Consider the following 22,340-nt stretch of genomic DNA (forward strand, 5'->3'; position numbering starts at 1 on the left):
CACCCTAATCGGCAGGCCGACGTTTTCAACACCCCCATCGGGCCCGCTTCTGCGAAATCCGCAGGTATCGCACACGTGAACAACGAATTTCATCGCCTCGACCTTGCGGAACTATCGATACGTCGTGCAGAGTGACGTCGTGGCCAGTCGAAGCGCAGAGCACAGGGACTCCCGCGAGTCCAGGAACGGCGGCGGTCCCCAGCTGGACGCCGTCTCCCTCGCCATCATCGAGCAGCTGCAGGAGGACGGCCGCCGGCCGTACGCCGCGATCGGCAAGGCCGTCGGCCTGTCCGAGGCGGCCGTGCGCCAGCGCGTCCAGAAGCTGCTCGACCAGGGCGTCATGCAGATCGTCGCCGTCACGGACCCGCTGACCGTGGGCTTCCGCAGGCAGGCGATGGTCGGCGTGAACGTCGAGGGCGACGTGGAGTCCGTGGCCGACGCGCTGACCGCCATGGCCGAGTGCGAGTACGTGGTGATGACCGCCGGCTCCTTCGACCTGATGGTGGAGATCGTCTGCGAGGACGACGACCACCTCCTCGAGGTCATCAACCGGCGCATCCGGGCCGTCCCGGGCGTGCGTTCGACGGAGAGCTTCGTCTACCTCAAGCTCAAGAAGCAGACCTACATGTGGGGAACCCGATAACCGTGAGGACCCGATAACCGTGAGCACCAAGGACCTCAGCCGCACCGCGTACGACCACCTGTGGATGCACTTCACCCGCATGTCCTCGTACGAGAACTCGCCGGTCCCGACGATCGTCCGGGGCGAGGGCACCTACATCTACGACGACAAGGGCAAGCGGTACCTGGACGGTCTCGCGGGTCTGTTCGTCGTCCAGGCCGGCCACGGCCGCACCGAGCTGGCGGAGACCGCCCTCAAGCAGGCGCAGGAGCTGGCGTTCTTCCCGATCTGGTCGTACGCCCACCCGAAGGCCGTGGAGCTGGCCGAGCGCCTGGCCGACCACGCCCCGGGCGACCTGAACAAGGTCTTCTTCACCACCGGCGGCGGTGAGGCGGTCGAGACCGCCTGGAAGCTCGCCAAGCAGTACTTCAAGCTGGTCGGCAAGCCCACCAAGCACAAGGTGATCTCCCGCGCGGTCGCCTACCACGGCACCCCGCAGGGCGCCCTGTCCATCACCGGCCTGCCCGCCCTGAAGGCCCCCTTCGAGCCGCTGGTCCCCGGCGCGCACAAGGTGCCGAACACCAACATCTACCGCGCCCCGATCCACGGCGACGACCCCGAGGCCTTCGGCCGCTGGGCCGCCGACCAGATCGAGCAGCAGATCCTCTTCGAGGGCCCGGACACCGTCGCCGCGGTCTTCCTGGAGCCCGTGCAGAACGCCGGCGGCTGCTTCCCGCCCCCGCCCGGCTACTTCCAGCGGGTCCGCGAGATCTGCGACCAGTACGACGTGCTGCTCGTCTCGGACGAGGTCATCTGCGCCTTCGGCCGCCTGGGCACGATGTTCGCCTGCGACAAGTTCGACTACGTGCCGGACATGATCACCTGCGCCAAGGGCATGACCTCGGGCTACTCCCCGATCGGCGCCTGCGTGATCTCCGACCGGATCGCCGAGCCGTTCTACAAGGGCGACAACACCTTCCTGCACGGCTACACCTTCGGCGGCCACCCCGTGTCCGCGGCCGTGGGCCTCGCCAACCTCGACCTGTTCGAGCGCGAGAACCTCAACCAGCACGTCCTCGACAACGAGGGCGCCTTCCGCTCCACCCTGGAGAAGCTGCACGACCTGCCGATCGTCGGCGACGTCCGCGGCAACGGCTTCTTCTACGGCATCGAGCTGGTCAAGGACAAGGCGACGAAGGAGTCCTTCAACGACGAGGAGACCGAGCGCGTCCTGTACGGCTTCCTGTCCAAGAAGCTCTTCGAGAACGGCCTGTACTGCCGCGCCGACGACAGGGGTGACCCGGTCGTCCAGCTCGCCCCGCCGCTGATCTCGAACCAGCAGACGTTCGACGAGATCGAGCAGATCCTGCGCGCCACCCTCTCGGAGGCGTGGACCAAGCTCTGATCCACCGCGGCCCGTCGGCGGGAGTGCACCCGTAGGAGTGAGAAGGGTGCACCCCCGCCGCGTGCTGTCCGGCGTTCGACGCCCCGGTCCTTAGCGTGCCTGGTAACCGATCGGCCCTGTCTTCGTTCCCCCGGACGGGGGAACGGCACGGGAACTACGGATCTGAACCGAGGTGTACGCCATGGTGGCTCCGCCGGACAACGACGTGCTCTGGGCACGCGCCCTGCACTTTTCGTACGACGACGGCTCGCCCGCGCTCAGCGGCGTCTCGCTCGGGGTCCAGGAGGGCGAGATCCTCGCCGTGGTCGGCCCGCGCGGCAGCGGCAAGACCGCCCTGCTGCGCTGCCTGTCGGGACTGACCCCGCCGGGCGGCGGCGAGATCTGGTTCAACAGCGTGCCGGTGCACACCATGGGGGCACAGGCCCGTGACCGGCTCCGCCGCGACCGCTTCGCCTGGATCGGCCCCACCCCCTCGCTGGTCCCCGAGCTGAACGTCTGGGAGAACACCGCCCTGCCCCTGATGCTGCGCGGCAGCGGCCGGCGCCGGGCCAAGACCGCCGCGCTGGAGTGGCTGGAGCGCCTCGACGTCGGCGACGCCGCCCGCAAACGCCCGCACCAGCTGGTCCGGGCCGAACGCCAGCGCGTCAGCATCGCCCGCGCCCTGGCCCCCGCGCCCCAGGTGCTCTTCGCCGACGAGCCGACGGCGCCCCTGCACCGCGCCGACCGCACCCAGGTGCTGCGCACCCTGACGGCGGCGGCCCGCTCGCACGGCATCACGGTCGTCCTGACCGGCCACGACCCCGAGTGCTCGGCGTTCGCCGACCGCACCATCGCCCTGCTCGACGGACGGCGCGTGAACACCGTGCACCTGCCGCCCGTCCCCGAGACGGAAGGCCGGGCGGCGTGCTCGCTCTCCGCCTGACCCGCGGCGCCCGGCCCGCCGTCCAGCTGCGCCGCCTGCTGGTCACGGCGGCCTCGGCCGGAACCGGCTTCCTGCTGCTGTGCGCCCTGGGCTACGCCCTGTCCCACCCCTACTCCCCCGGCGACGCGACCGCGCGGCTCGCCTGGTGCCTGCCCCCGCTCGCCGCGACGGTCCATCTCGCGGTGGCCGTCGCCCGTACCGATCCCGGCACCCGGCCGCGTCCCGGCCTCGCCGCGGTCGGCCTGGGCCCGGCCCGCCTGATGCTGGTGTCGGTCACCACCACGGCGCTGTCCTGCCTGCTCGGCTCGATGCTGGCCCTGCTGGTCTTCCTGCATCTGCGGGGCGACCTCACCGGCATGCCGTTCGACGGAGCGGCCACGGAGGCGCTCGCGGCCGGCACCCCGCTGCCGGTGCCCGGCTCCCTCACCCTGCTCGGGCTGGTGCCGGTGATCGCGTCGGCCGCCGTGGCGTTCGTCCTGCGGCCCCAGGGGCTCGGCCCCGCACCGGACGGCGGCACCAGACGGGTGAACGGCCGGTTCGGCACCCGGGTGCGGGAGGCCGTGCGGGGCACGCCGGGCACCGATCAGGTACCGGAGTCCGCGCAGGGCACCGGGGCCGCGCCGGACGCGCTCCCCGCGCTGCCGGAGCCGAGCCCGGCGCCCAAGGGCCTGCCGTGGGGCGTGGCGGTGCTCGCCGCGGGCCTGGCCGTGGAGACGTACGCCGCCGGCGCGTCGGACGACGGCGGACCCGCCCTGCCCGCGGCGCTGCCCGCCGGTCCCACCGGGGTGCTCGTGGGCTGGCTGCTCACGGCGGTGGGCCTCGCGCTGGCCGCCCCCGGACTCACCCACCTGTGCGGCCTGGTGCTGCAGGCCGTGCGCCCCGGCGCGCTGCGGCTGCTGGCGGGCCGCGGCCTCATGGCGGAGGCCGCACGGATCGGGCGCCCTCTCGGCGTCGTGTGCGCGGTGGCCTCGGCCGCGTACGCCATGACGCCCCTGCCGGACGCGGGCTCCTTCGGTCCGCTCACCGCGCTGGGCGCCGCCGTGGTCACCGGCTGCGCCGTGGCCACGCTGCTCACGGCCGCCGTCGAGGCCCGGCAGGACCGCTCCGGCACCACGGCGGCCCTGCTGCGCCTCGGCGCCCCGGCGGGGACGCTGCGCGCGGCGGCGGCCCTGCGCGCCGGTGCGCTGCTCGCCGTCTTCGGCCCGCTGACCCTGGTCGTGGCCGAGCTGGCCGCGCTGCCCCTGTCCCGCTGAGCGCGCCGCCCGGAAAAAGGTTCCCGGGCGGCGATGAGTTCCGCGGGGCCCTCGGGTCTACCTCACCGAACAGCGACGAACCGATGGGAGAGACCCCGATGACCGCCCCCGCGTACCAGCAGATGATCTTCGTGAACCTGCCCGTGAACGACCTCGACGCGTCGAAGAAGTTCTTCACGGAGCTGGGCTACTCGATCAACCCGCAGTTCAGCGACGACAACGCGGCCTCGGTCGTGATCAGCGACACCATCGTCGCGATGCTGCTCACCAAGCCGTTCTACGCGACCTTCACCAAGAAGGAGATCGCGGACGCCACCACGACCAGCGAGGTCCTGATCTGTCTGAGCGCGGAGAGCCGCGCCAAGGTCGACGAGCTGGTGGAGAAGGCCGTCGCGGCCGGCGGCACCGCCTCGGACAAGGTCCAGGACATGGGCTTCATGTACGGCCGCGCCTTCGACGACCTCGACGGGCACACCTGGGAAATCGTGTGGATGGACCCGGCGGCGGTCGAGGGCTGACGAGCACCCGGGCCTAGCATGGGCGGGTGCAGACGATGCCCGCCCATGCGGCCCACCACGACGACCACGAGATAGAGACGCTGGAGGAGTTCGACGCGATCGTCTCGGCGCGCGGCTCCCTCGCCGGATTCCGCGTCCAGGCCGTCGATCTGACGGACCGTACGCGCGAACTGCTCACCACCGGCGCGGCCGGCGCGGTCTTCCTCGGCTGCCCGATGCGCGAGGACGCGGCCGCCAAGGTCCGTTCCGAGGGCGCCCTGGTCTTCCCGCCCGTCCCGGACCTGCCCTTCGACCCCTACCGGGGGCACGTCTACACGCCGGACGAGCTGTTCGCGTCCCTGGCCGACGGTTACGAGGCCACGCCGGACGCCCGCGCCTACGCCTGGCTCCAGCGCACGAAGGCCGACCGGGACGTGTACGCCTCGACGCTGCGCGCGCTCCACGACGACGCCGTGTCCGACGCCCTGGACGAACTCCTCACCGACACGCGGGTGGTGGGTGTGATGGGCGGGCACGCGATGCGCCGCGGAACCCGGGAGTACGAGGGTGCCGTGCGGCTCGGCCGGGAGCTGGCGCGCGCCGGTCTGACGGTGGCCACCGGCGGCGGCCCCGGCGCGATGGAGGCGGCCAACCTCGGCGCCTATCTGTCCCCGTACGGCGACGAGGAGTTGGGCGACGCGCTGCGGCTGCTCGCCAAGGCGCCGGGGTTCACGCCGTCCGTGACCGAGTGGGCGTCGGTCGCCTTCGAGGTGCGGGCCCGGTTGCCCCGCGGCGGTCGCTCGGTCGGCATCCCGACCTGGTTCTACGGCCATGAGCCGCCGAACCCCTTCGCGTCCCACATCGCCAAGTACTTCTCCAACGCCACCCGTGAGGACGGCCTGTTGGCGCGTTCCACGGCGGGTGTGGTCTTCCTGCCCGGGGCCGCCGGCACCGTCCAGGAGGTCTTCGACAACGCGACGCCCAACTACTACGAGTCGCGGGGCGAGCCCACGCCGATGGTCCTGGTGGACCGGGCGCACTGGACCGAACGCCTGCCGGTGTGGCCCCTGCTCCAATCCCTCGCGCGAGACCGGTCGATGGAGACGCGGATCGCCCTGGTCGACCGGATCGAGGAGGCGCCGGAGGCCCTGAAACGTCTCCTCGGGCAATAAGAGGGCAAAGCCAACGCCTGTAGGCTGCATATGCGTTGACAGTGCTTATGCGACGCTTATAAATCTGTGGGTCTCACGGGAACGGTGATGTCCCGTCACCGCTTCCTTCCAACCCCCCTCAGTGGTGCAACTCCCGTAAGGACAAACGTGTCCATAAACCGCCGTACTGTCGCACGCTCCGTGCGGGCCCTGGGCGTGGCGTCCGCCTCGGCCGCACTGGCCCTCTCCGTCGCGGGCAACGCGCTCGCGTGCGACATCAGTGAATTCTCCGCCGAAGCCAAGTGCGACGGCGACAAGGGCGTCATCACGGTCACCGACAAGGACCCCAGCGGTGTCCCGGCGACGGTCACCGTGTTCCTGCAGAACAACGGCGCCGACCTCGAGAAGGTCGGCGAGCAGGTGGTCAAGGGCTCGCGCGAGGGCGTCACCATCACCTTCGCCGAGGACTGGAAGCCGAACGCCGAGTACCGCGTGCACGTCAAGGCCGCGGGCTACGTCGACAAGGACATCAAGCCGAACCTGACGACGCCGTCCACCGCCTGCAAGAAGGACGAGGAGCAGCCCCCGGCTCCGTCGGACACGCCGACGCCGACGCCGTCGGACTCCGCCTCGACCCCGGCCGAGGAGACCGAGACCCCGGCTCCGTCGGAGAGCGCGTCCACCGCTCCTGCGGAGAACGCCCCGTCCCCGGCGGCCGGTGACTCCAACCTGGCCGAGACCGGTGCGAACTCCAACACCGGTCTGATCGCGGGCATCGCGGTCGCGCTGGTCGCCGTCGGCGGTGGCGCGGTCTTCTTCGGCCTGCGTCGCCGTGGGGCCAAGAGCGAGGGCTGATCCGGCCCTTCCGTGACACCGCTGCGGCCCGTCCCCGTCCCCGGGGGCGGGCCGCAGTCGTTGCCTGCCGCGGGCTCAGCCGAAGGTCGCCCGCTCCAGCCAGAACTCCAGCAGTTCCCGCTCGCCGAGGATCTCCAACCGGGGGCTGTCCAGCGGCAGTCGGCGGTAGAACGCCAGCAGGACGTCGGTGAGCGTGCCGCGCAGCGCGACCGTCGCCTTCTCGTGGCCGCGGCGCCATACGATCGCCTCCCCGTCCAGGTCGACGCACCACTCGGCGTCCACGCCGGGCGTGGGGTCGGTGGCGTGCAGATGGATGCTCGCGCCGGGCCGGCGCAGCTCGCGCGAGGGGTCGTCGGGGATGGTCCGCTGCGCCCACCGCACGATCTCCAGCCACTCGTCGATCGCGTCGGCCGCGATCTCCGGTGCCACCTCGTACGGCAGTCCGGCGGCGAGCGTCGCGTCGGCGCGGTGGATCGTGAGTTCGTGCGTCATCCGGCGGGCCCAGAACCCGGAGGTGGGGATCCCGGCCCACGACCACACCGGGGTGTCCGGACCGGCCTCCCGGAGCGTGTGGACGAGCAGTTCGCCGGTCTCCGCAAGCCAGGCGTCGAGCGCGGCGGGGTCGCCCTGCGCGTCGGGCCCCTGGGCGCCCGGAACGGTCTCCTCCGGGATCTCCTTCTCGGCGCGTGTCCGCACCATCAGCTCGACCCAGCGCAGGGCCTCCCCCGTGTGCCGGACGAGCTGCTCCAGCGACCAGTCGGGGCAGGTCGGCACGGTGGCCGACAGATCGGCACCGGAGGCCACCACCGCCCTGAGCAGGCCGACCTGGTGATCTATCTCGTCGCAGTAGCGGTCATGTGCGAGCAGCGTCATGCCCGCACCCTAAGCGCCGGGTGATCAGCCGAGCACCACGATTTCCGCCGCGTCGAACTCCACGCCGACCACGTCCCCGACCTCCGGTGCCTCCCGCAGCGCGCAGGCGGCCTCCAGGCGTGGCGCGCCCTCCGGCTGGAGCCGCAGGGCGACATGCGTGCCCCGGAACGTCCGCGCGGCGACCGTGCACCGCAGTCCCTCGTCGGGCGCGACGAGCCGCACCCCGGCGGGCCGCACGAGCAGGCTCCGGACGCCCTGCGCGGCGTTCCCGTCGACCGGGAGCTTGCCCCAGGGGGTGTCCGCGGCCTCACCGGCCACGGTGCCCTCGACCACGTTGTCGAAGCCGAGGAAGCGGGCGACGAACGCGTCCGCCGGGTGCTGCCACACCTCGAGCGGTGTCCCGGTCTGCGCGATCCCGCCGTCCCGCATCACCACCACCCGGTCGGCCAGCGCGAACGCCTCCCCCTGGTCGTGGGTGACGGCCAGCACGGTGGTGCCCAACCGCCCGAACAGCTCCCGCAGTTCGACCACCAGGCGTTCCCGCAGCGAGCGGTCGAGCTGGCCCAGCGGCTCGTCCAGCATCAGCAGTCGCGGCCGGGGCGCGAGGGCACGGGCCAGCGCCACCCGCTGCTGTTCCCCGCCGGACAGCGAGGCGACGGCCCGCCCCGCGGCACCCGGCAGTCCGACCAGCTCCAGCAACTCGCCCACGCGCTCGGCCTGTTCACGCCGGGAGGCCCCGTGCATCCGGGCGCCGAACGCCACGTTGCCGCCGACGTCCCGCTGCGGGAACAGCTGGTGGTCCTGGAACATCAGACCGACACCGCGCCGGTGCGCGGGCACCCCGGCCTGGTCGCGCCCGTCCAGCGTCACCCGGCCGGCGTCCAGGGACTGCAACCCCGCCACGGCCCGCAGCAGCGTCGACTTGCCGCTGCCGCTCGGCCCCAGCACGCACACGATCTCGTGCTCGGCGACGTCCAGGTCGACGGCGTCGAGCACCGCCCGCCCGCCGAAGCGGACCGTCGCGCCCGTCAGGCTCAGCAGCATCTAGAACTCCCCCGTCCGGTCGGTGCGCAGCCGCTCCAGCACCAGGAGCGCCACCGCGCACACCACCATCAGCACCGTGGAAAGGGCCATCGCCTGGCCGTAGTTGAGGTCACCCGCGCGCCCCAGCAGCCGGGCCACCGCGACCGGCAGCGTCGGATTGTCGGGCCGGGCGATGAACACGGTCGCGCCGAACTCGCCGAGCGACACCGCGAACGCGAACCCGGCCGCGATCAGCAGCGCCCGGCGCACCATCGGAAGGTCGATCTCCCGCCACACCCGCCAGGGCGAGGCGCCGAGGACCGCGGCGGCCTCCCGCAGCCGGTCGTCGACGGCCCGCAGCACGGGCAGCATCGTCCGCACGACGAAGGGCACCCCGACCAGCGCCTGCGCGAGCGGCACCAGGATCCAGCTGCTCCTCAGGTCGAGCGGCGGCTCGTCCAGGGAGATCAGGAACCCGAACCCGACGGTCACCGCGGACACCCCGAGCGGCAGCATCAGCAGCGCGTCGAAACCCCGGACGAACCGGCCGGCGTCCCGCCGGGTCAGCGCGGCCGCCGCCAGACCGCCGACCAGCACGGCGATGAGGGTGGCGACCACGGCGTACTGGAGGGAGTTGGCGATCGCCTCGATCGGCGCGACGAGGAAGACCCCGCCGTCGGACTCGGTGAGTGCCCGGTAGTAGCCGAAGCCGGGCGCGTCCAGGGAGCGCCGCACGAGGACGGCGAGCGGCAGCACCAGCAGGACGGCGACGACGGCCAGGACCCCGGCGAGCAGCGCCCACTGCCCGGCCCCGCGCGGCCGCCGCGCCGTCACGGACGCGTCGACGAGCCGCAGGGTGCTCTCCCGCCGCCGTACGGTCCAGGCGTGCACGGCGAGGATGGAGCCGACCGCCAGGAACTGCACGATCGTCAGCACGGCGGCCGTGGACAGGTCGAAGATCTCGGAGGTCTGCCGGTAGATCTCGACCTCCAGAGTCGAGAACGCCGGACCGCCGAGGATCTGGACCACGCCGAAGGACGTGAAGGTGAACAGGAAGACCATGAGCGCGGCGGCGGCCACGGCGGGCCCGAGCGCCGGCAGCGTGACGGTCCGCCAGGCGGTCCACCGGGACGCCCCGAGCATCCGCGCGGCCTCCTCCTGCCGGGGGTCCAGCTGGGCCCACAGGCCGCCCACCGTCCGTACGACGACGGCGTAGTTGAAGAAGACGTGCGCGAGCAGGATGGCCCACACGGTGGTGTCCAGCCGTACGCCCCACAGCTCGTCCAGCAGCCCGCCGCGGCCGACGAGCGCGAGGAACGCCGTGCCGACGACGACGGTCGGCAGCACGAACGGCACGGTCACCACGGCCCGCAGGACCTGTTTGCCGGGGAAGTTGAAGCGGGCGAAGACATAGGCGCCGGGCAGCGCGATCAGCAGGGTGAGCGCGGTGGAGGCGAGGGCCTGCCAGGTGGTGAACCACAGCACGTGCCGGATGTCGGACTGCCCGAGCACGTCCCACAGCCGCCCGAACCGCCACACCCCGTCGACATGCAGGCCGCGCGCGACGATCGCGGCGACCGGGTAGGCGAAGAAGACCACGAAGAACGCGACGGGCACGGCCACGAGACCGAGCCGCGCCGCCGCGCTCCGTGTGCGGCGCCCCGCTACCTGAGGACGAGCGAGGTCCACGACTTGACCCAGTCGTCACGGTGGGCGGCGATCTTCGCCGGCTCCATGGTCTCGGGGTTCTTCGCCGCCGGCCCGTAGGCGGTGAACTCCTTCGGCACCTGGGCGCCCTCGCGCACCGGATACACGAACATGTTCAGCGGCATGTCCTTCTGGAACGTGTCGCTCAGCAGGAAGTCGATCAGCGCCTTGCCGCCCTCGGCGTTCCTGGCGTTGCTGAGCAGACCGGCGTACTCGACCTGCCGGAAGCAGGTGCCCTCTACGACACCCGTGGGCGCGGTCGAGGGCCGGGGATCGGCGTAGATCACCTCGGCGGGCGGCGAGGAGGCGTACGACACGACGAGCGGCCGGTCGCCCTTGGCCTTCTTGCCGCCGGCCGAACCGGAGAACTCCTCGTTGTACGCCTGCTCCCAGCCGTCGACGACCTTGACGCCGTTGGCCTTCAGCTTCTTCCAGTAGCCCTCCCACCCGTCGTCGCCGTACTCGGCGGCGGTGCCGAGCAGGAAGCCGAGGCCGGGCGAGGAGGTGGAGGCGTTCTCGGTGACGAGGAGGTCCTTGTACGCGGGCTTGACCAGGTCGTCGAAGGAGGTGGGCGGGGTGAGCCCGTGCTCGCTGAAGTACGCCTTGTCGTAGTTGACGCAGACGTCGCCGGTGTCCACGGGGGTGACCCGGTGCTTCTCCTGGTCGACCCGGAACTCGGGCGCGACCTTGTCGGAGCCCTTGGCCTCGTACGACTGGAACAGGCCGTTGTCGAGGGCCCGGGACAGCAGGGTGTTGTCGACGCCGAAGAAGACGTCGCCCTGGGGGTTGTCCTTGGTCAGGATGGCCTTGTTGACGGCCTGCCCTGCGTCGCCGTCCTTGAGGACCCGGACCTTGTAGCCGGACTGCTTCTCGAAGGCGGCGAGGACGTCCTTGGACACGGCCCACGAGTTGTGGCTGACGAGGGTGACGGTCCGGGAACCGCCGCCGCTGCCGTCGCCGCCGTCGTCGGACGACCCGCAGGCGGTCAGCGCCGGCAGGGCGACGAGACCGAGCCCGACGGCGAGGGCCGTGGCCTTCTTGGTGATGCTCACTGGATTCCTCCTGGGGGTGACCAGGAAGAGACGCGGCCCTGCCCGTGGCCCCGGGGGGCTCGGGCAGGGCGCAACAGCTCGAGTGATGACCGATCTCCCTACCCAGAATGACCTGGGCCAGGTTCGGAGGGTCTGCGGCCGGTGCCGCACTCTCAGCGCTGTGGCGCTCCCCTGTCGGAATATGCAGATGTGTTGACGCCGGTCAGACTACCGCTCGGTGGCGGCGAGCTGACCACACGCCCCGTCGATCTCCTGACCACGGGTGTCCCGGATCGTCACCGGTACACCGTGGGCGGCGATGGCCTCGACGAACGCCTTCTCGTCCTCGGGCCGGGAGGCGGTCCACTTCGACCCCGGGGTCGGGTTGAGCGGAATGAGATTGACATGCACAGGCTTGCCCTTGAGCAGCCGCCCGAGCCGGTCACCACGCCAGGCCTGATCGTTGATGTCCCGGATGAGCGCGTACTCGATGGACAGCCGGCGGCCGCTCTTCCCGACGTACTCGAACCCGGCGTCCAGCACCTCGCGCACCTTCCACCGCGTGTTCACGGGGACGAGGGTGTCACGCAGCTCGTCGTCGGGGGCGTGCAGCGAGATGGCGAGCCGGCACTTGAACCCCTCGTCGGCGAACCGATGAATGGCAGGCACGAGCCCGACCGTGGAAACAGTGATCCCCCGCTGCGAGAGCCCCAGCCCGTCGGGCTCAGGATCGGTGAGCCGCCGAATGGCCCCGACAACGCGCTTGTAGTTGGCGAGCGGCTCGCCCATCCCCATGAAGACGATGTTGGACAGCCGAGCAGGCCCCCCAGGCACCTCACCGTCCCGGAGCGCCCGCATCCCGTCGACGATCTGATGGACGATCTCGGCGGTGGACAGATTCCGATCCAGTCCCGCCTGCCCGGTGGCACAGAAGGGACAGTTCATCCCGCACCCGGCCTGAGAACTGATGCACATCGTGACCCGATCCGGGTACCGCATCAGCACGGACTCCACGAGCGTCCCGTCGAACAGCCGCCACAGCGTCTTGCGCGTGGTCCCCTCGTCGGTCGACAGATGCCGCACGACGGTCATCAGCTCGGGAAACAGCTCCTCCCGCAGCTTGGCGCGGGACCCGGCGGGGATGTCGGTCCACTGCTCCGGATCGTGCGCGTACCGCGCGAAGTAGTGCTGCGACAGCTGCTTGGCACGAAACGGCTTCTCGCCGATCGCGGCGACGGCGTCCTTGCGCTCACCGGGCGTGAGATCGGCAAGATGCCGCGGCGGCTTCTTGGCTCCGCGCGGGGCGACGAATGTGAGTTCTCCGGGTGCAGGCATAACCCTTCCAGTGTGGCAGATCAACTCTGGATGCCCAGGCCGGAGCGGGGTGGGGGCGGTCACCCACGGGTGCCGTCTGCCATCGTCGGCCAACGTCGCACGGCCCAGGGGACGGCCCAGCCTTGCCCCGGCGCTTAGAAGACGCCGGCACACCTGGCTGCGCACGGTGATCGTCTTACTCCCGTGCCACGCTGGGATGCTGAGTGTCACTATCGTGCGCCGTCCTTGCTGTCAGCGTTACTGGAGGTCCGGTCCAGCCGAGAGCGCCTGATCCGGCACCCTGCCTTTCTCTAGGGCTGATTGAAGTCGCGGCGTCCGCCCTCCGTGATGACACCAACAGCCCGCCGCTGCTGGACTACCGTGCGCTACACCACGCGGATCCGCACCCCAGTACCATCACTTCCCACGGAGACGGCCTGGTGCGAACCGCTCGCAGGCGCTCCTCTGCCCACCGTGGCCCATGTATCGCGAAGCCGACGGGCTCTTTGGAGATAGGCACCCATTCTTCCCTCGCGAAGATTCTCATACATCCCTTTTTCGACTCCCCTGAAGATTTCGAGCGAGGCGCCATCGGGGAGCGGCATGGTGTATTTGATGCCAACGAATCGATGTGAATCAAAGCTGGACTCGGCGCTGACGGTAAAACTTTGCCAGTCCGGGGCGGGATCATCTATGGGGAGTCGCTGAATGTCTGCGGTTCTCGGTGAGGTGAACTGTGATGCAGCAGTATTGTCACCGGCGAAACGCAGGACTGAATGGGCTGCATTTCTCGCCAGAACGCGAAATAGCCACTCCTTTCCGTCCTCGGGTACTTGAAAGATTACTGGCAGCTCGTTCGCGCTTGCCTCATACGCGGCGCGCGCCGACCTCAATTCCGCCTCACTGGCCTCATATGCTCCGGACCCGAGAAGCTCTCGCTGCCGTGCATGGAATTGTTCAAATGTGGGCTTTCCTGAAGTCCACTGCCGAGGACCAGGATCCTCTGCCAGCAATGAATCAAGTTCTCCGCTCGGGCCTGTCCAAAGGTCGTCGTCTCCGGGCGGGTCGAGTACATCAATAGAAACGCCTGCAGTGGACAGACGAGACGCGACGATTAGGCTCGGTAGAGTCTTAGACCCTACCTCAATGGTACCCACTTGAAGGGAGGCCGTGGCCAACTGCTTCCTGGAATGATAGGAGTTTCCATGAGTGCCCTTGCATTCCAGTACATATACTTTACATCCCGAGTTCGCAGATCCCGCACGTCGACCGACCAGAAAGTAGTCAGGACGCATGGTTGCCCTATTCTTCTGGCGAACTAGGCCGACCCCCTCAATAAAACCTGCGGCGAGTGCAACATCCACGTCAACGCTTGAGAACAGCCACCCAGGATATTTCCGCTCAAGAATCCTCTTCGCCACTACAAGGGCAAGGCCAACACCTAACTGCTCTGACTGTGCGACTTTGTGATGGTGAACTATGTCGGAGCCTGCCTGAGTCAAAGCCAGTATCTTCTTCTGATTGCTCTTCAAGGTGGCGCAGTAGCGCACATGCGCCCAGTGTCGTGCTATATCAGCGAACGGGGAAGCGGTAACAAACGTCGTGGCCAACCCTAATTCGCGCAACACTTCCGCAGGGCTAGACTCGATCCCATTGAATAGGGTGGATGGGATCGCATACACAGGCTTGCGATAAAGACTTGATGCGCCGCGTTTCGGGCCAATGCGTTCTCGGGCTTCCTTCTCGACCTCTTCTGCTAATTCTGGAGTCGAGCTAACGATAAGTCTCGAAGGAGTTCCCAGCTCGCGCACTAAAGCACTAAAGTCAAGATGCACGCTTCCCCCAGGTGCGTAGCACTGCTTGAGAAGACCGACCGTAGATGCCGGGGCAGGCCGCCACAAGACCGCCTGTTGTAGGTGCGGCTGCGCCGGCGCCAAGGTCGCCGCGTCCGCCGCGCCTCACCCACTGGGGCGTTCGGACGGCTGAGATGAGCCGGCCGCGACTCCGAGGTAATACGACAGACCGACGAGCCATCGGTCTCTGCCCAGCCACAACTGATCACCGGCGGCCAGGCCTGCGGCCGCCTTACCGATCAAGGCCATGACCTGCTGCTGAGCTGTCGGTAGCTGTCGGCGTTGGTCAACGCTGAGCACCCTCCCACGGCCCGAGGGCGGCTCGGGAGAACGCTCGTGCGTGGGCATGCTGGACCCAACTCGCACCGCTGCCCCTGCCATCAAGGTCAGGCCACCATGCCCCATGGAAAAAAGCCGCAACCTGATTTTTTGCGGCAAATGGAACATTGTCAGAATCTCGTGAAAGAGTGGTCAACGTCCGGCATCATGGGCTGATGATCGTGCTTCTCGACACCACGGCCTTCGTTGCTGATCCTCACTGCAGTGGTACTGCGTGGCGCGTGTTGGCCCACGCGACATCCGCCTGGAACGTTCGCATCGTGGTGCCCAGGGTGGTTATTCAAGAGGCGGTAGCCGGGTACCGCAGACGTGCAAACGAAGCGCTGGTGGGGCTCCAAAGACAGAAAGACAAGAATGGAGGTGCCCTTGGCATCTCGGCAATCTACGACAAAGCGCGAGCTGATATCGAGGAAGAGGTCGAACGGTACTCGGAGAGCCTAGAAGGACATCTCAATGAGATAGGTGCTGAATTCCTCGATCCTCCGGCGATAGGGCATCTTGAGCTCGTCGAACGCTCCACTCAGCGCAGGAAGCCCTGCGACGGAAACGGCAACGGGTATCGGGATACCCTGAACTGGATATCCGTGTTGCAGACGGCCAAGGAAACCGACGAGGAAGTCATTTGGGTCTCTGACAACAGTAATGATTTCGGCAGCGAGGAAGGTGACGGTCTGCATGAGGAGCTTGCGGAGGAAGTAGCCGAAGTTGGTGCAGAAGGACGGGTAAGATGGCTTAAGAGTCTGTCCGAACTGGTTTTGCAAGTAACTAGCGAGCGATGGCCGGAGTTTTCAGATGATCTCCGTCAGATACAGGAGCGTTTGCAGGGCGACTCTATGGCGACTTACCTTAACCATGAAGTTCTTGCAACTTGTATGGAGCGCCGTGTCAGTCCACGGATGTGCGGACTGCCCATCCATACAAGCACCGCGAAGATCATGGCAGTCGGCGCCTTGACGGAATCTAAATTCACGGTGCGGGGGGCCTCCGCCGGGGAAGAGGGGATCATTGAGTTCAGGGCAACCTGCCCCACGACGGTCCTCGTGGAACTGCCGGTCACGGCCGACATCGAAGGCCTCGAAGTTAATGCGATAACAGAAGAAGGCGTTTCTGTATGGGTTGAAAAAGATCTTCAATTTGCGGGCATAGTTACTTCAGACAGGTTTGGCCGTCCGGTCAGTGGTGAGGTCACAACGATCGGCGCTCTACCTGATGATCCCGGGCGTACCGCTTGGTCTCGTACATCAATCTCCAGCCATCTTGAATCTCTGCGTGCCGCTACGGTACTCGATCCGAAAGTCATCGAATCCTTCCGCACTGCCATATCGACTAACAGCAAGATAGCGGAAATGGTGGTTACGCCTCTGATCGATCCTAAGGTTCTCGAAGCTATGCGCAGGCCTCTGATCGACCCGAAGGTTCTAGAGGCTATGCGCAAGCCCCTAATTGACCCCAAACTTCTGGAGTGGATGCGAGCCCCGATTCCGGGCCTCAGCGCACTTCAGCAGTTGCGCGGCACAAGCCGGAGGGAGCAGGGTGATGTGGGCACTGGTAGTGAAGTCGAGCGCGATGAAGAAACGTCGCCAGATGATGACTCGGCCTCCGATGACTAGCGTGCACTGAGCGCGGAGAGGTCGGCGGAGCGGCTTTGGGTTGGAGCTGCTTTGGGGCGAGTGATCATGGCCCCTTAAGCTTCCGGCGAGTCGGGCAGTCTGTGGACCTGCCCGTTGCAGCACGACGTTGGGGCCATGATCTTAGAGGCTCGCCCCAAAGTGGCTGCCTAAAGCCGTGGAGCAGACCGCCCCAGCCACAGAGGGTGTCTCCCCACTTCATGCCCGCAGTTGCCAAGCGCGCCGCCGGGCGCGGCCAGCCGGGCCAAGACAGGAGGCAGGCCGCGCCGCAGAGGCGGCGCGCGCCTGCGCCGTGCGCGGGCCTTGATGAAGTAGGGAAAGTCTTATCCCTCGGGCTGAGACTCGACAGGCTGGGACTGCTCGGCTCGGTACTCGTCGAGGAGCCTGAAGAAGAGTTCGATCGCGGGTACGCCTGCTGCCTCGGCGTCCCGCTCGATCTCGATCGGCCACCCCAGAGCGCTGTGGTGGCCGCGACGTTGCTGGAACCACTCTTCGAATGGGCCTCGGTCGCCGGCGCCCCAGAAGGGGAAGTCGTCCTCGTGGATGCCGTGGACTTCCATAGCGACTCTGTAGCCGATCAGGATCGAGTCCAGGTGCTGCAGAGAGCGGTGGCGCACCCACATGCCAGGGCGTTGCCGTACCTGGTCTAGAAACTCGTAGACGTCGCTCAACTCCACGAGAGGGCGGTGTCCGTTACCCGCAGCTCGCTCTACTGTCATGAACGCCCCCTACCGGCGAAGCAGGTGCGTGCCGTCATGGCTGCGCACGTATGGATTGTCGCCGTCCAATGCATCCAAGAGGCGGACGGCGAACACCTCGGACATGCGTTCCGCCACCTCGTCGGTCGTCCGCTCCTCGCCGCCGGATGGCTTGCAGCGGAAGACCATGGCCACGATGCCTCGGAGCGTGTTCTAGTAGATCCCCGTCAGCTCGTCCACCTCGACCTGGATGCCTGTCTCCTCCGGACCTCGCGGGCGACGCCCCCTTCCGGTGTCTCTTCGAGTTCGAGTACGCCGCCGGGGAGCTCCCAAGTGCCTTTGTCGCGCGGCGGGTCGCCCGGAGACGCCCGTCCTCGCTCACCGCGGCTCCGGCCACGGATACTGAGTGCAGCGATGGTGCCTGCCTTGCCTCCTGTGATGGACTCATGTTCCTGAAGCGCGGCGCCCTACACTTTCACGCCGTGATCCGCCTCGACGGCCCGGACGGCCTTGACACTCCGCCGCCCGCCTGGGCCAGGGTCAGCCTCCTCGCCGACGCGATCCACGCCGCTGCCAGCCGGGCTGACGCTGCGGGTGTACGCCCACCTGATGCCGACGAACCAGGCACGCACGCGGAAGGCTATTGATCGCGTGTCCTGCCCATACAACGGGCACGCGCAAGGGATGACCTCTTACTACGCGGTATCAGTCCAATTGGCAGAACGCCCGGACGGCCCTCCGTGGTTCAAGTGGGCCTTCTTAGGTGTGTGGGCGCTCTGCGGAGTGTTCGTCCTCTACAAGCTGCGCCAGAACGGTTGGAAGTTCCCCCGACGACGCTGAGGCCGACCGACCGCGCAGAAGAGGTGCGGCTGCGCGAGTCTGACGGCCCAGAGACGGCCCAGCGCCACAGAAAAGGCCCCCTATCCGCGCTGAATGCGCAGGTAGGGGGCCTGTTCGCGTCTCTTGCCTGCCAGTTCTCCAGGTGCAGGCAAAGCCCTGCCAGTGTGGCAGATCAACAGCGGAGCCCCGGGCGCGCGTCGGGTGGGGACGCTCACCCCGCGCGAGGTGCCCCCAGCGTCTCCCTCACCCGCTCCAGCATGCCCAGCGCGTCGACAGCCGGCGGTGACAGGATGGCGTCATCCCGCAGATCGGCCAGCGGCAGCCATACCGCCGTGTCCGTGGAACCGTCGATCTCGGCCATCACCGGCGCTCCACTCTTGACCGCCGTCGCATAGAACAACGCCGTCAAGCTCCACGTCCGACAACCTCGCCAGCAGCATCCGGTCGCGCTCCACGGCGATCGCGTACGCCGACAAGCGTGTCCGTACCTGGGCGTCGTCCATCCGTCCCCCTCCCCCACAGAACCACTCGAGCCGCACCCTAGTGCTCCTGGCCGTCCCCGAGATCGGCATACGCCGAAGCCCCCGCTCGGCGAGAGCGGGGGCTTCGGGAGGACGTCGCGGCCCGGCGGGAGCGGGGAAGCCGGGATCAGCCCGACCCCACGAACACCACCAGCAGCAGCCACACCACCGGTGCCGTCGGGAGGAGGGAGTCCAGGCGGTCCATGATGCCGCCGTGGCCCGGCAGGAGGGTGCCCATGTCCTTGATGCCCAGGTCGCGCTTGATCATCGACTCGCCGAGGTCGCCCAGCGTCGCGCTGGCCGCGACCGCGAGGCCCAGGAGGAGGCCCTGCCACCAGCGGCCGTCGTCGATCAGGAACTGCATGCACAGCGCGCCCGCCACCATCGCGAAGCTCACGGCGCCGAGCAGGCCCTCGCGGGTCTTGCCGGGGCTGATGCGCGGCGCCAGCTTGGTGCGGCCGAAGCGCCAGCCGACGGCGTACGCGCCGGTGTCGCTGACGACCGTCAGGACCAGGAACGTCAGGACGCGCCACGCCCCGTCGTCCGCGGCCAGCATCATCGTGACGAACGTGGCGAGGAACGGTACGTAGAACGCCGCGAAGACACCGGCCGTGACGTCCCGCAGATAGTCCTCGGGCGGTTCGGTCATCCGCCAGACCAGGACGGCCAGCGCGGTCAGCGCCATCGCCACCCAGGCGCCCTCGGCGCCCCGCACATATCCCGCGACCACCATCGCGGCGCCACCGACCGCGAGCGGAACGAGCGGCGCCTTGATGCCCTTGCGCTCCTCCAGCCGCTTGGTCAGCTCCCACAGGCCCACGACCACGGCCACGGCGACCACACCGACGAACACGGCCTTGACGACGAACAGGGACGCCACGATCACGACGCCGAGTCCGACGCCGACCCCTATGGCAGCGGTCAGGTCGCGTCCCGCGCTCTTCTTCTGCGGCGGGGGCGCCGGCTGCGAGGCGTCGGGCATGGGCTCCGGATTCTGCGGCACCGCCGGGAACGGCTGCGCCTGCGGCGTGTGGTGAGGCCGCGCCTGCGGCGGTTCCTCCCGGAACAAGGGGCCGCTCAGCCGAGCGGCCCCCCGGTCGTCATCCTGGTCTCCGCCGTACGCGGGTTCGTCGGGCACGATGGGCATGGGGCGAGTCTGCTGCGCCTGAGGCGCATCGTACGCGGGACCCGCCGGGTCGGCCCCTTGGACAGGTCCTCGATCGTCGGGCCCCCAGTACCCGGCCTGCCCGGCCCCGGTCGGCGCGCCCCAGGAAGAGTCGTTCATCAGACCTCGAGCAGCTCGGCTTCCTTGTGCTTCAGCAGCTCGTCCACCTGAGCGACGTACTTGTGGGTGGTGTCGTCGAGCTCCTTCTCCGCACGCCGGCCCTCGTCCTCACCGATCTCGCCGTCCTTGATCAGCTTGTCGATGGCGTCCTTGGCCTTGCGGCGGACGGAGCGGATGGACACCTTGGCGTCCTCGCCCTTGCCCTTGGCGACCTTGATGTAGTCGCGGCGGCGCTCCTCGGTGAGCTCGGGGAACACCACACGGATGATGTTGCCGTCGTTGCTCGGGTTGACGCCGAGGTCGGAGTCGCGGATCGCCTGCTCGATGTTGCGCAGCGCGCTCTTGTCGAACGGGGTGACGACCGCCATGCGCGGCTCCGGCACGGAGAACGAGGCCAGCTGGTTGATCGGCGTCGGCGCACCGTAGTAGTCGGCCACGATCTTGTTGAACATCGCCGGGTGCGCACGGCCGGTGCGAATCGCGGCGAAGTCCTCCTTGGCGACCACGACGGCCTTCTCCATCTTCTCCTCGGCCTCGAGGAGGGTCTCTTCGATCACCACTTGCTCCTGCGTGTCTTGAGTGAAAGGCCCGGCTGCGGTTCCTGTGGGGGCGGCGGCCGGCTGCGTCGCGTCTTCTTCCTGCACGGTTCCCGACCGGTAGGACATTGTCCATCCCCCGGCCAGGGTCCGTCCCGTCCGTCCCCCGGACGGGTCGGTGCCGAGGCGTCAGCCCCGGCCTCCCTGCTCACCCACCAGCGTGCCGATCTTCTCACCCTTGACGGCACGGGCGATATTGCCCTCCGTCAGAAGCTCGAAGACGAGGATCGGGAGCTTGTTGTCGCGGCACAGTGTGATCGCCGTGGCGTCGGCGACCTTGAGGTCCCGGGTGATGACCTCGCCGTATCCGAGGGAGTCGAACTTGACGGCGTCCGGGTTGGTCTTCGGGTCGGAGTCGTAGACCCCGTCGACGCCGTTCTTGCCCATGAGCAGCGCCTCGGCGTCGATCTCCAGGGCGCGCTGCGCGGCGGTGGTGTCGGTGGAGAAGTACGGCATGCCCATGCCCGCGCCGAAGATGACCACGCGGCCCTTCTCCAGGTGCCGCACGGCGCGCAGCGGGATGTACGGCTCGGCGACCTGCCCCATGGTGATGGCGGTCTGGACCCGGCTGTCGATGCCTTCCTTCTCCAGGAAGTCCTGGAGGGCGAGGCAGTTCATCACGGTGCCGAGCATGCCCATGTAGTCGGAACGGGCGCGGTCCATGCCGCGCTGCTGGAGTTCGGCGCCGCGGAAGAAGTTGCCGCCGCCGATGACGACGGCGATCTCCGCGCCGTCGCGGACGACGGCCGCGATCTCACGGGCGATCTTGTGCACCACGTCCGGGTCGACACCGAGTCCCCCGCCGCCGGAGAAGGCCTCTCCGGACAGCTTCAGCAGAAACCGGCCGTGTACTTTGCCGTCGTCGCTCTTCTGGGCCTTGGTGGTCATCGAGATCCCGCCTTTGTTACTGGGTGCACATGCGAGAAAGGCCATTGCCGGTTGGGGTGTGTTCGCATCCCATGCGCGGCAATGGCCTCCTCGTCAGATCTGCTGTCGTCCGTCACCCGCGCGAGCGCGGTGGCGGCGTCCGCCATCGACTGCCTTCGACCCTATAGGGGCGGGGCGTCGAGCGCGGTACGGACTCAGATGCCGACCTTGATGCGCGTGAAGCGCTTCAGGGTGACACCGGCCTCGTCCAGGACCTTCTGGACGGACTTCTTGTTGTCGAGCGCGAACGGCTGACCGAGCAGCGTGGCGTCCTTGAAGAAGCCGTTGAGGCGACCCTCGACGATCTTCGGCAGGGCGGCCTCGGGCTTGCCCTCGGCGCGGGTGGTCTCCTCGGCGACGCGGCGCTCGGACTCGACGACCTCGGCCGGCACGTCCTCCTTGGAGAGGTACTTCGGCGCGAAGGCGGCGATGTGCTGGGCGACGCCCTTGGCGATCTCGGCGTTCGGCTTGTCGAGCTCGACGAGGACACCGATCTGCGGGGGCAGGTCGGGCATCGTGCGGTGCATGTACGCCGTCACGTAGCCGTCGCCGAACTGCGCGAAGCGGTCCAGGACGATCTTCTCACCGAGGTTGGCGTTGGCCTCGTCCACGAACGCCTGGACGGTCTTGCCGGGCTCGATCTCGGAGGCGAGCAGGGCCTCGATGTCGGCCGGGGAGGTCTTGGCGACGTGCTCGGCGATGGCGTTGGCCACGGCCTGGAACTTCTCGCCCTTGGCGACGAAGTCCGTCTCGCACTTCAGCTCGACGAGGACACCGGAGGAGTTGTCGTCGGCGATGATCGAGACCACGGCGCCGTTCTCGGCGGAGCGGCCCTCGCGCTTGGCGACGCCCTTCTGGCCCTTGATGCGGAGCGCCTCGACGGCCTTCTCGACGTTGCCCTCGGCCTCGTCCAGCGCCTTCTTGCAGTCCATCATGCCGGCGCCGGTGAGCTCGCGGAGCTTCTTGACGTCAGCGGCGGTGTAGTTCGCCATGAGTCTGT

General features: G+C 68.4%; 21 protein-coding genes, 1 pseudogene and 1 riboswitch. Of the genes and pseudogenes, 9 read left to right on the top strand and 13 right to left on the bottom strand.

Annotated features, from left to right (window positions below; all coding sequences use genetic code 11):
• The first annotated feature begins 124 nt into the window (after positions 1–124).
• From ACFV46_RS10075 to ACFV46_RS10105, 7 genes are all read left to right on the top strand, one after another.
• Positions 125–643: an Lrp/AsnC family transcriptional regulator gene (locus ACFV46_RS10075; protein ID WP_361927094.1), complete on the top strand. Its 519-nt coding sequence runs from the start codon at positions 125–127 to the stop codon at positions 641–643.
• 19 nt (positions 644–662) lie between these two features.
• A complete protein-coding gene (locus tag ACFV46_RS10080; RefSeq protein WP_361927092.1) occupies positions 663–2,027 on the top strand; it encodes an aspartate aminotransferase family protein in 1,365 nt (454 codons plus the stop codon).
• 181 nt (positions 2,028–2,208) lie between these two features.
• Entirely contained in the window at positions 2,209–2,949 is a 741-nt protein-coding gene (locus tag ACFV46_RS10085) for an ABC transporter ATP-binding protein (RefSeq protein ID WP_376727349.1), read from the top strand.
• A complete protein-coding gene (locus tag ACFV46_RS10090) occupies positions 2,931–4,202 on the top strand; it encodes a hypothetical protein (RefSeq protein ID WP_385497717.1) in 1,272 nt (423 codons plus the stop codon). The genes ACFV46_RS10085 and ACFV46_RS10090 overlap by 19 nt, the downstream gene beginning before the upstream one ends.
• A 98-nt stretch (positions 4,203–4,300) precedes the next feature.
• The gene (locus ACFV46_RS10095) at positions 4,301–4,720 is read left to right on the top strand and encodes a VOC family protein (RefSeq protein WP_385497718.1); all 420 of its coding nucleotides are present in this window, start codon (positions 4,301–4,303) and stop codon (positions 4,718–4,720) included.
• 26 nt (positions 4,721–4,746) lie between these two features.
• Positions 4,747–5,871: an LOG family protein gene (locus tag ACFV46_RS10100; RefSeq protein ID WP_385497719.1), complete on the top strand. Its 1,125-nt coding sequence runs from the start codon at positions 4,747–4,749 to the stop codon at positions 5,869–5,871.
• Between the two features lie 180 nt (positions 5,872–6,051).
• Positions 6,052–6,705 (top strand): LAETG motif-containing sortase-dependent surface protein, encoded by a 654-nt coding sequence (locus tag ACFV46_RS10105; RefSeq protein WP_361927080.1) that lies wholly within the window; start codon positions 6,052–6,054, stop codon positions 6,703–6,705.
• A 75-nt stretch (positions 6,706–6,780) separates the two neighbouring features.
• On the opposite strand, the gene ACFV46_RS10110 is transcribed toward ACFV46_RS10105, so the two are convergent.
• From ACFV46_RS10110 to ACFV46_RS10135, 6 genes are all read right to left on the bottom strand, one after another.
• Complete coding sequence (locus ACFV46_RS10110; protein ID WP_376727353.1) at positions 6,781–7,578, bottom strand: maleylpyruvate isomerase family mycothiol-dependent enzyme; 798 nt, start codon at positions 7,576–7,578, stop codon at positions 6,781–6,783.
• A gap of 24 nt (positions 7,579–7,602) precedes the next feature.
• Complete coding sequence (locus tag ACFV46_RS10115; RefSeq protein ID WP_385497720.1) at positions 7,603–8,622, bottom strand: ABC transporter ATP-binding protein; 1,020 nt, start codon at positions 8,620–8,622, stop codon at positions 7,603–7,605.
• Positions 8,623–10,290 (bottom strand): ABC transporter permease, encoded by a 1,668-nt coding sequence (locus ACFV46_RS10120; protein ID WP_385497721.1) that lies wholly within the window; start codon positions 10,288–10,290, stop codon positions 8,623–8,625. It lies immediately after the preceding gene.
• Entirely contained in the window at positions 10,266–11,360 is a 1,095-nt protein-coding gene (locus ACFV46_RS10125) for a thiamine ABC transporter substrate binding subunit (protein WP_385497722.1), read from the bottom strand. The genes ACFV46_RS10120 and ACFV46_RS10125 overlap by 25 nt, the downstream gene beginning before the upstream one ends.
• A gap of 77 nt (positions 11,361–11,437) precedes the next feature.
• Positions 11,438–11,543, bottom strand: a riboswitch (TPP riboswitch).
• A 24-nt stretch (positions 11,544–11,567) separates the two neighbouring features.
• Positions 11,568–12,674, bottom strand: a complete 1,107-nt coding sequence (gene rlmN / locus ACFV46_RS10130) for a 23S rRNA (adenine(2503)-C(2))-methyltransferase RlmN (RefSeq protein ID WP_376727357.1) — start codon at positions 12,672–12,674, stop codon at positions 11,568–11,570.
• Between the two features lie 365 nt (positions 12,675–13,039).
• Positions 13,040–14,185 (bottom strand): hypothetical protein, encoded by a 1,146-nt coding sequence (locus tag ACFV46_RS10135; RefSeq protein ID WP_385497723.1) that lies wholly within the window; start codon positions 14,183–14,185, stop codon positions 13,040–13,042.
• 815 nt (positions 14,186–15,000) lie between these two features.
• Here ACFV46_RS10135 and ACFV46_RS10140 point away from each other — a divergent pair.
• A complete protein-coding gene (locus tag ACFV46_RS10140) occupies positions 15,001–16,455 on the top strand; it encodes a PIN domain-containing protein (RefSeq protein ID WP_385497724.1) in 1,455 nt (484 codons plus the stop codon).
• A gap of 341 nt (positions 16,456–16,796) precedes the next feature.
• On the opposite strand, the gene ACFV46_RS10145 is transcribed toward ACFV46_RS10140, so the two are convergent.
• Together ACFV46_RS10145 and ACFV46_RS10150 are read right to left on the bottom strand one after the other, a co-directional pair.
• Positions 16,797–17,150, bottom strand: a complete 354-nt coding sequence (locus tag ACFV46_RS10145) for a hypothetical protein (protein WP_385497725.1) — start codon at positions 17,148–17,150, stop codon at positions 16,797–16,799.
• Between the two features lie 51 nt (positions 17,151–17,201).
• Positions 17,202–17,553: pseudogene (locus tag ACFV46_RS10150) on the bottom strand (NUDIX hydrolase).
• 64 nt (positions 17,554–17,617) lie between these two features.
• Between ACFV46_RS10150 and ACFV46_RS10155 the strand changes: the two are divergent.
• A complete protein-coding gene (locus ACFV46_RS10155; RefSeq protein WP_385497726.1) occupies positions 17,618–17,818 on the top strand; it encodes a replication initiator in 201 nt (66 codons plus the stop codon).
• A gap of 404 nt (positions 17,819–18,222) precedes the next feature.
• Here ACFV46_RS10155 and ACFV46_RS10160 read toward each other — a convergent pair whose 3' ends face one another.
• From ACFV46_RS10160 to tsf, 5 genes are all read right to left on the bottom strand, one after another.
• Positions 18,223–18,372, bottom strand: coding sequence for a hypothetical protein (locus tag ACFV46_RS10160; RefSeq protein ID WP_385497728.1), 150 nt, complete (start codon positions 18,370–18,372; stop codon positions 18,223–18,225).
• A gap of 287 nt (positions 18,373–18,659) precedes the next feature.
• Entirely contained in the window at positions 18,660–19,817 is a 1,158-nt protein-coding gene (locus ACFV46_RS10165; RefSeq protein WP_361927051.1) for a phosphatidate cytidylyltransferase, read from the bottom strand.
• Entirely contained in the window at positions 19,817–20,374 is a 558-nt protein-coding gene (gene frr / locus ACFV46_RS10170) for a ribosome recycling factor (RefSeq protein WP_062666818.1), read from the bottom strand. Before frr ends, ACFV46_RS10165 begins: the two co-directional genes overlap by 1 nt.
• A gap of 168 nt (positions 20,375–20,542) precedes the next feature.
• Positions 20,543–21,301 carry a UMP kinase gene (pyrH, locus tag ACFV46_RS10175; RefSeq protein ID WP_361927049.1) on the bottom strand — a complete coding sequence of 253 codons (759 nt, stop codon included), beginning with the start codon at positions 21,299–21,301 and terminating at the stop codon, positions 20,543–20,545.
• Between the two features lie 194 nt (positions 21,302–21,495).
• The gene (gene tsf, locus ACFV46_RS10180; RefSeq protein ID WP_361927046.1) at positions 21,496–22,332 is read right to left on the bottom strand and encodes a translation elongation factor Ts; all 837 of its coding nucleotides are present in this window, start codon (positions 22,330–22,332) and stop codon (positions 21,496–21,498) included.
• Positions 22,333–22,340 lie beyond the last annotated feature (8 nt).

Source organism: Streptomyces sp. NPDC059852 (genome assembly GCF_042731455.1).
In the GTDB taxonomy this organism is placed as follows: Bacteria; Actinomycetota; Actinomycetes; order Streptomycetales; family Streptomycetaceae; genus Streptomyces.

Coding starts and splice junctions, on each gene's coding strand:
- ACFV46_RS10085 (WP_376727349.1), top strand. CDS start 2,209: ATGGTGGCTCCGCCGGACAACGACGTGCTCTGGGCACGCGCCCTGCAC.
- ACFV46_RS10095 (WP_385497718.1), top strand. CDS start 4,301: ATGACCGCCCCCGCGTACCAGCAGATGATCTTCGTGAACCTGCCCGTG.
- ACFV46_RS10110 (WP_376727353.1), bottom strand. CDS start 7,578: ATGACGCTGCTCGCACATGACCGCTACTGCGACGAGATAGATCACCAG.
- ACFV46_RS10115 (WP_385497720.1), bottom strand. CDS start 8,622: ATGCTGCTGAGCCTGACGGGCGCGACGGTCCGCTTCGGCGGGCGGGCG.
- rlmN (WP_376727357.1), bottom strand. CDS start 12,674: ATGCCTGCACCCGGAGAACTCACATTCGTCGCCCCGCGCGGAGCCAAG.
- ACFV46_RS10140 (WP_385497724.1), top strand. CDS start 15,001: ATGATCGTGCTTCTCGACACCACGGCCTTCGTTGCTGATCCTCACTGC.
- ACFV46_RS10155 (WP_385497726.1), top strand. CDS start 17,618: ATGTTCCTGAAGCGCGGCGCCCTACACTTTCACGCCGTGATCCGCCTC.
- ACFV46_RS10160 (WP_385497728.1), bottom strand. CDS start 18,372: ATGGCCGAGATCGACGGTTCCACGGACACGGCGGTATGGCTGCCGCTG.
- ACFV46_RS10165 (WP_361927051.1), bottom strand. CDS start 19,817: ATGAACGACTCTTCCTGGGGCGCGCCGACCGGGGCCGGGCAGGCCGGG.
- pyrH (WP_361927049.1), bottom strand. CDS start 21,301: ATGACCACCAAGGCCCAGAAGAGCGACGACGGCAAAGTACACGGCCGG.
- tsf (WP_361927046.1), bottom strand. CDS start 22,332: ATGGCGAACTACACCGCCGCTGACGTCAAGAAGCTCCGCGAGCTCACC.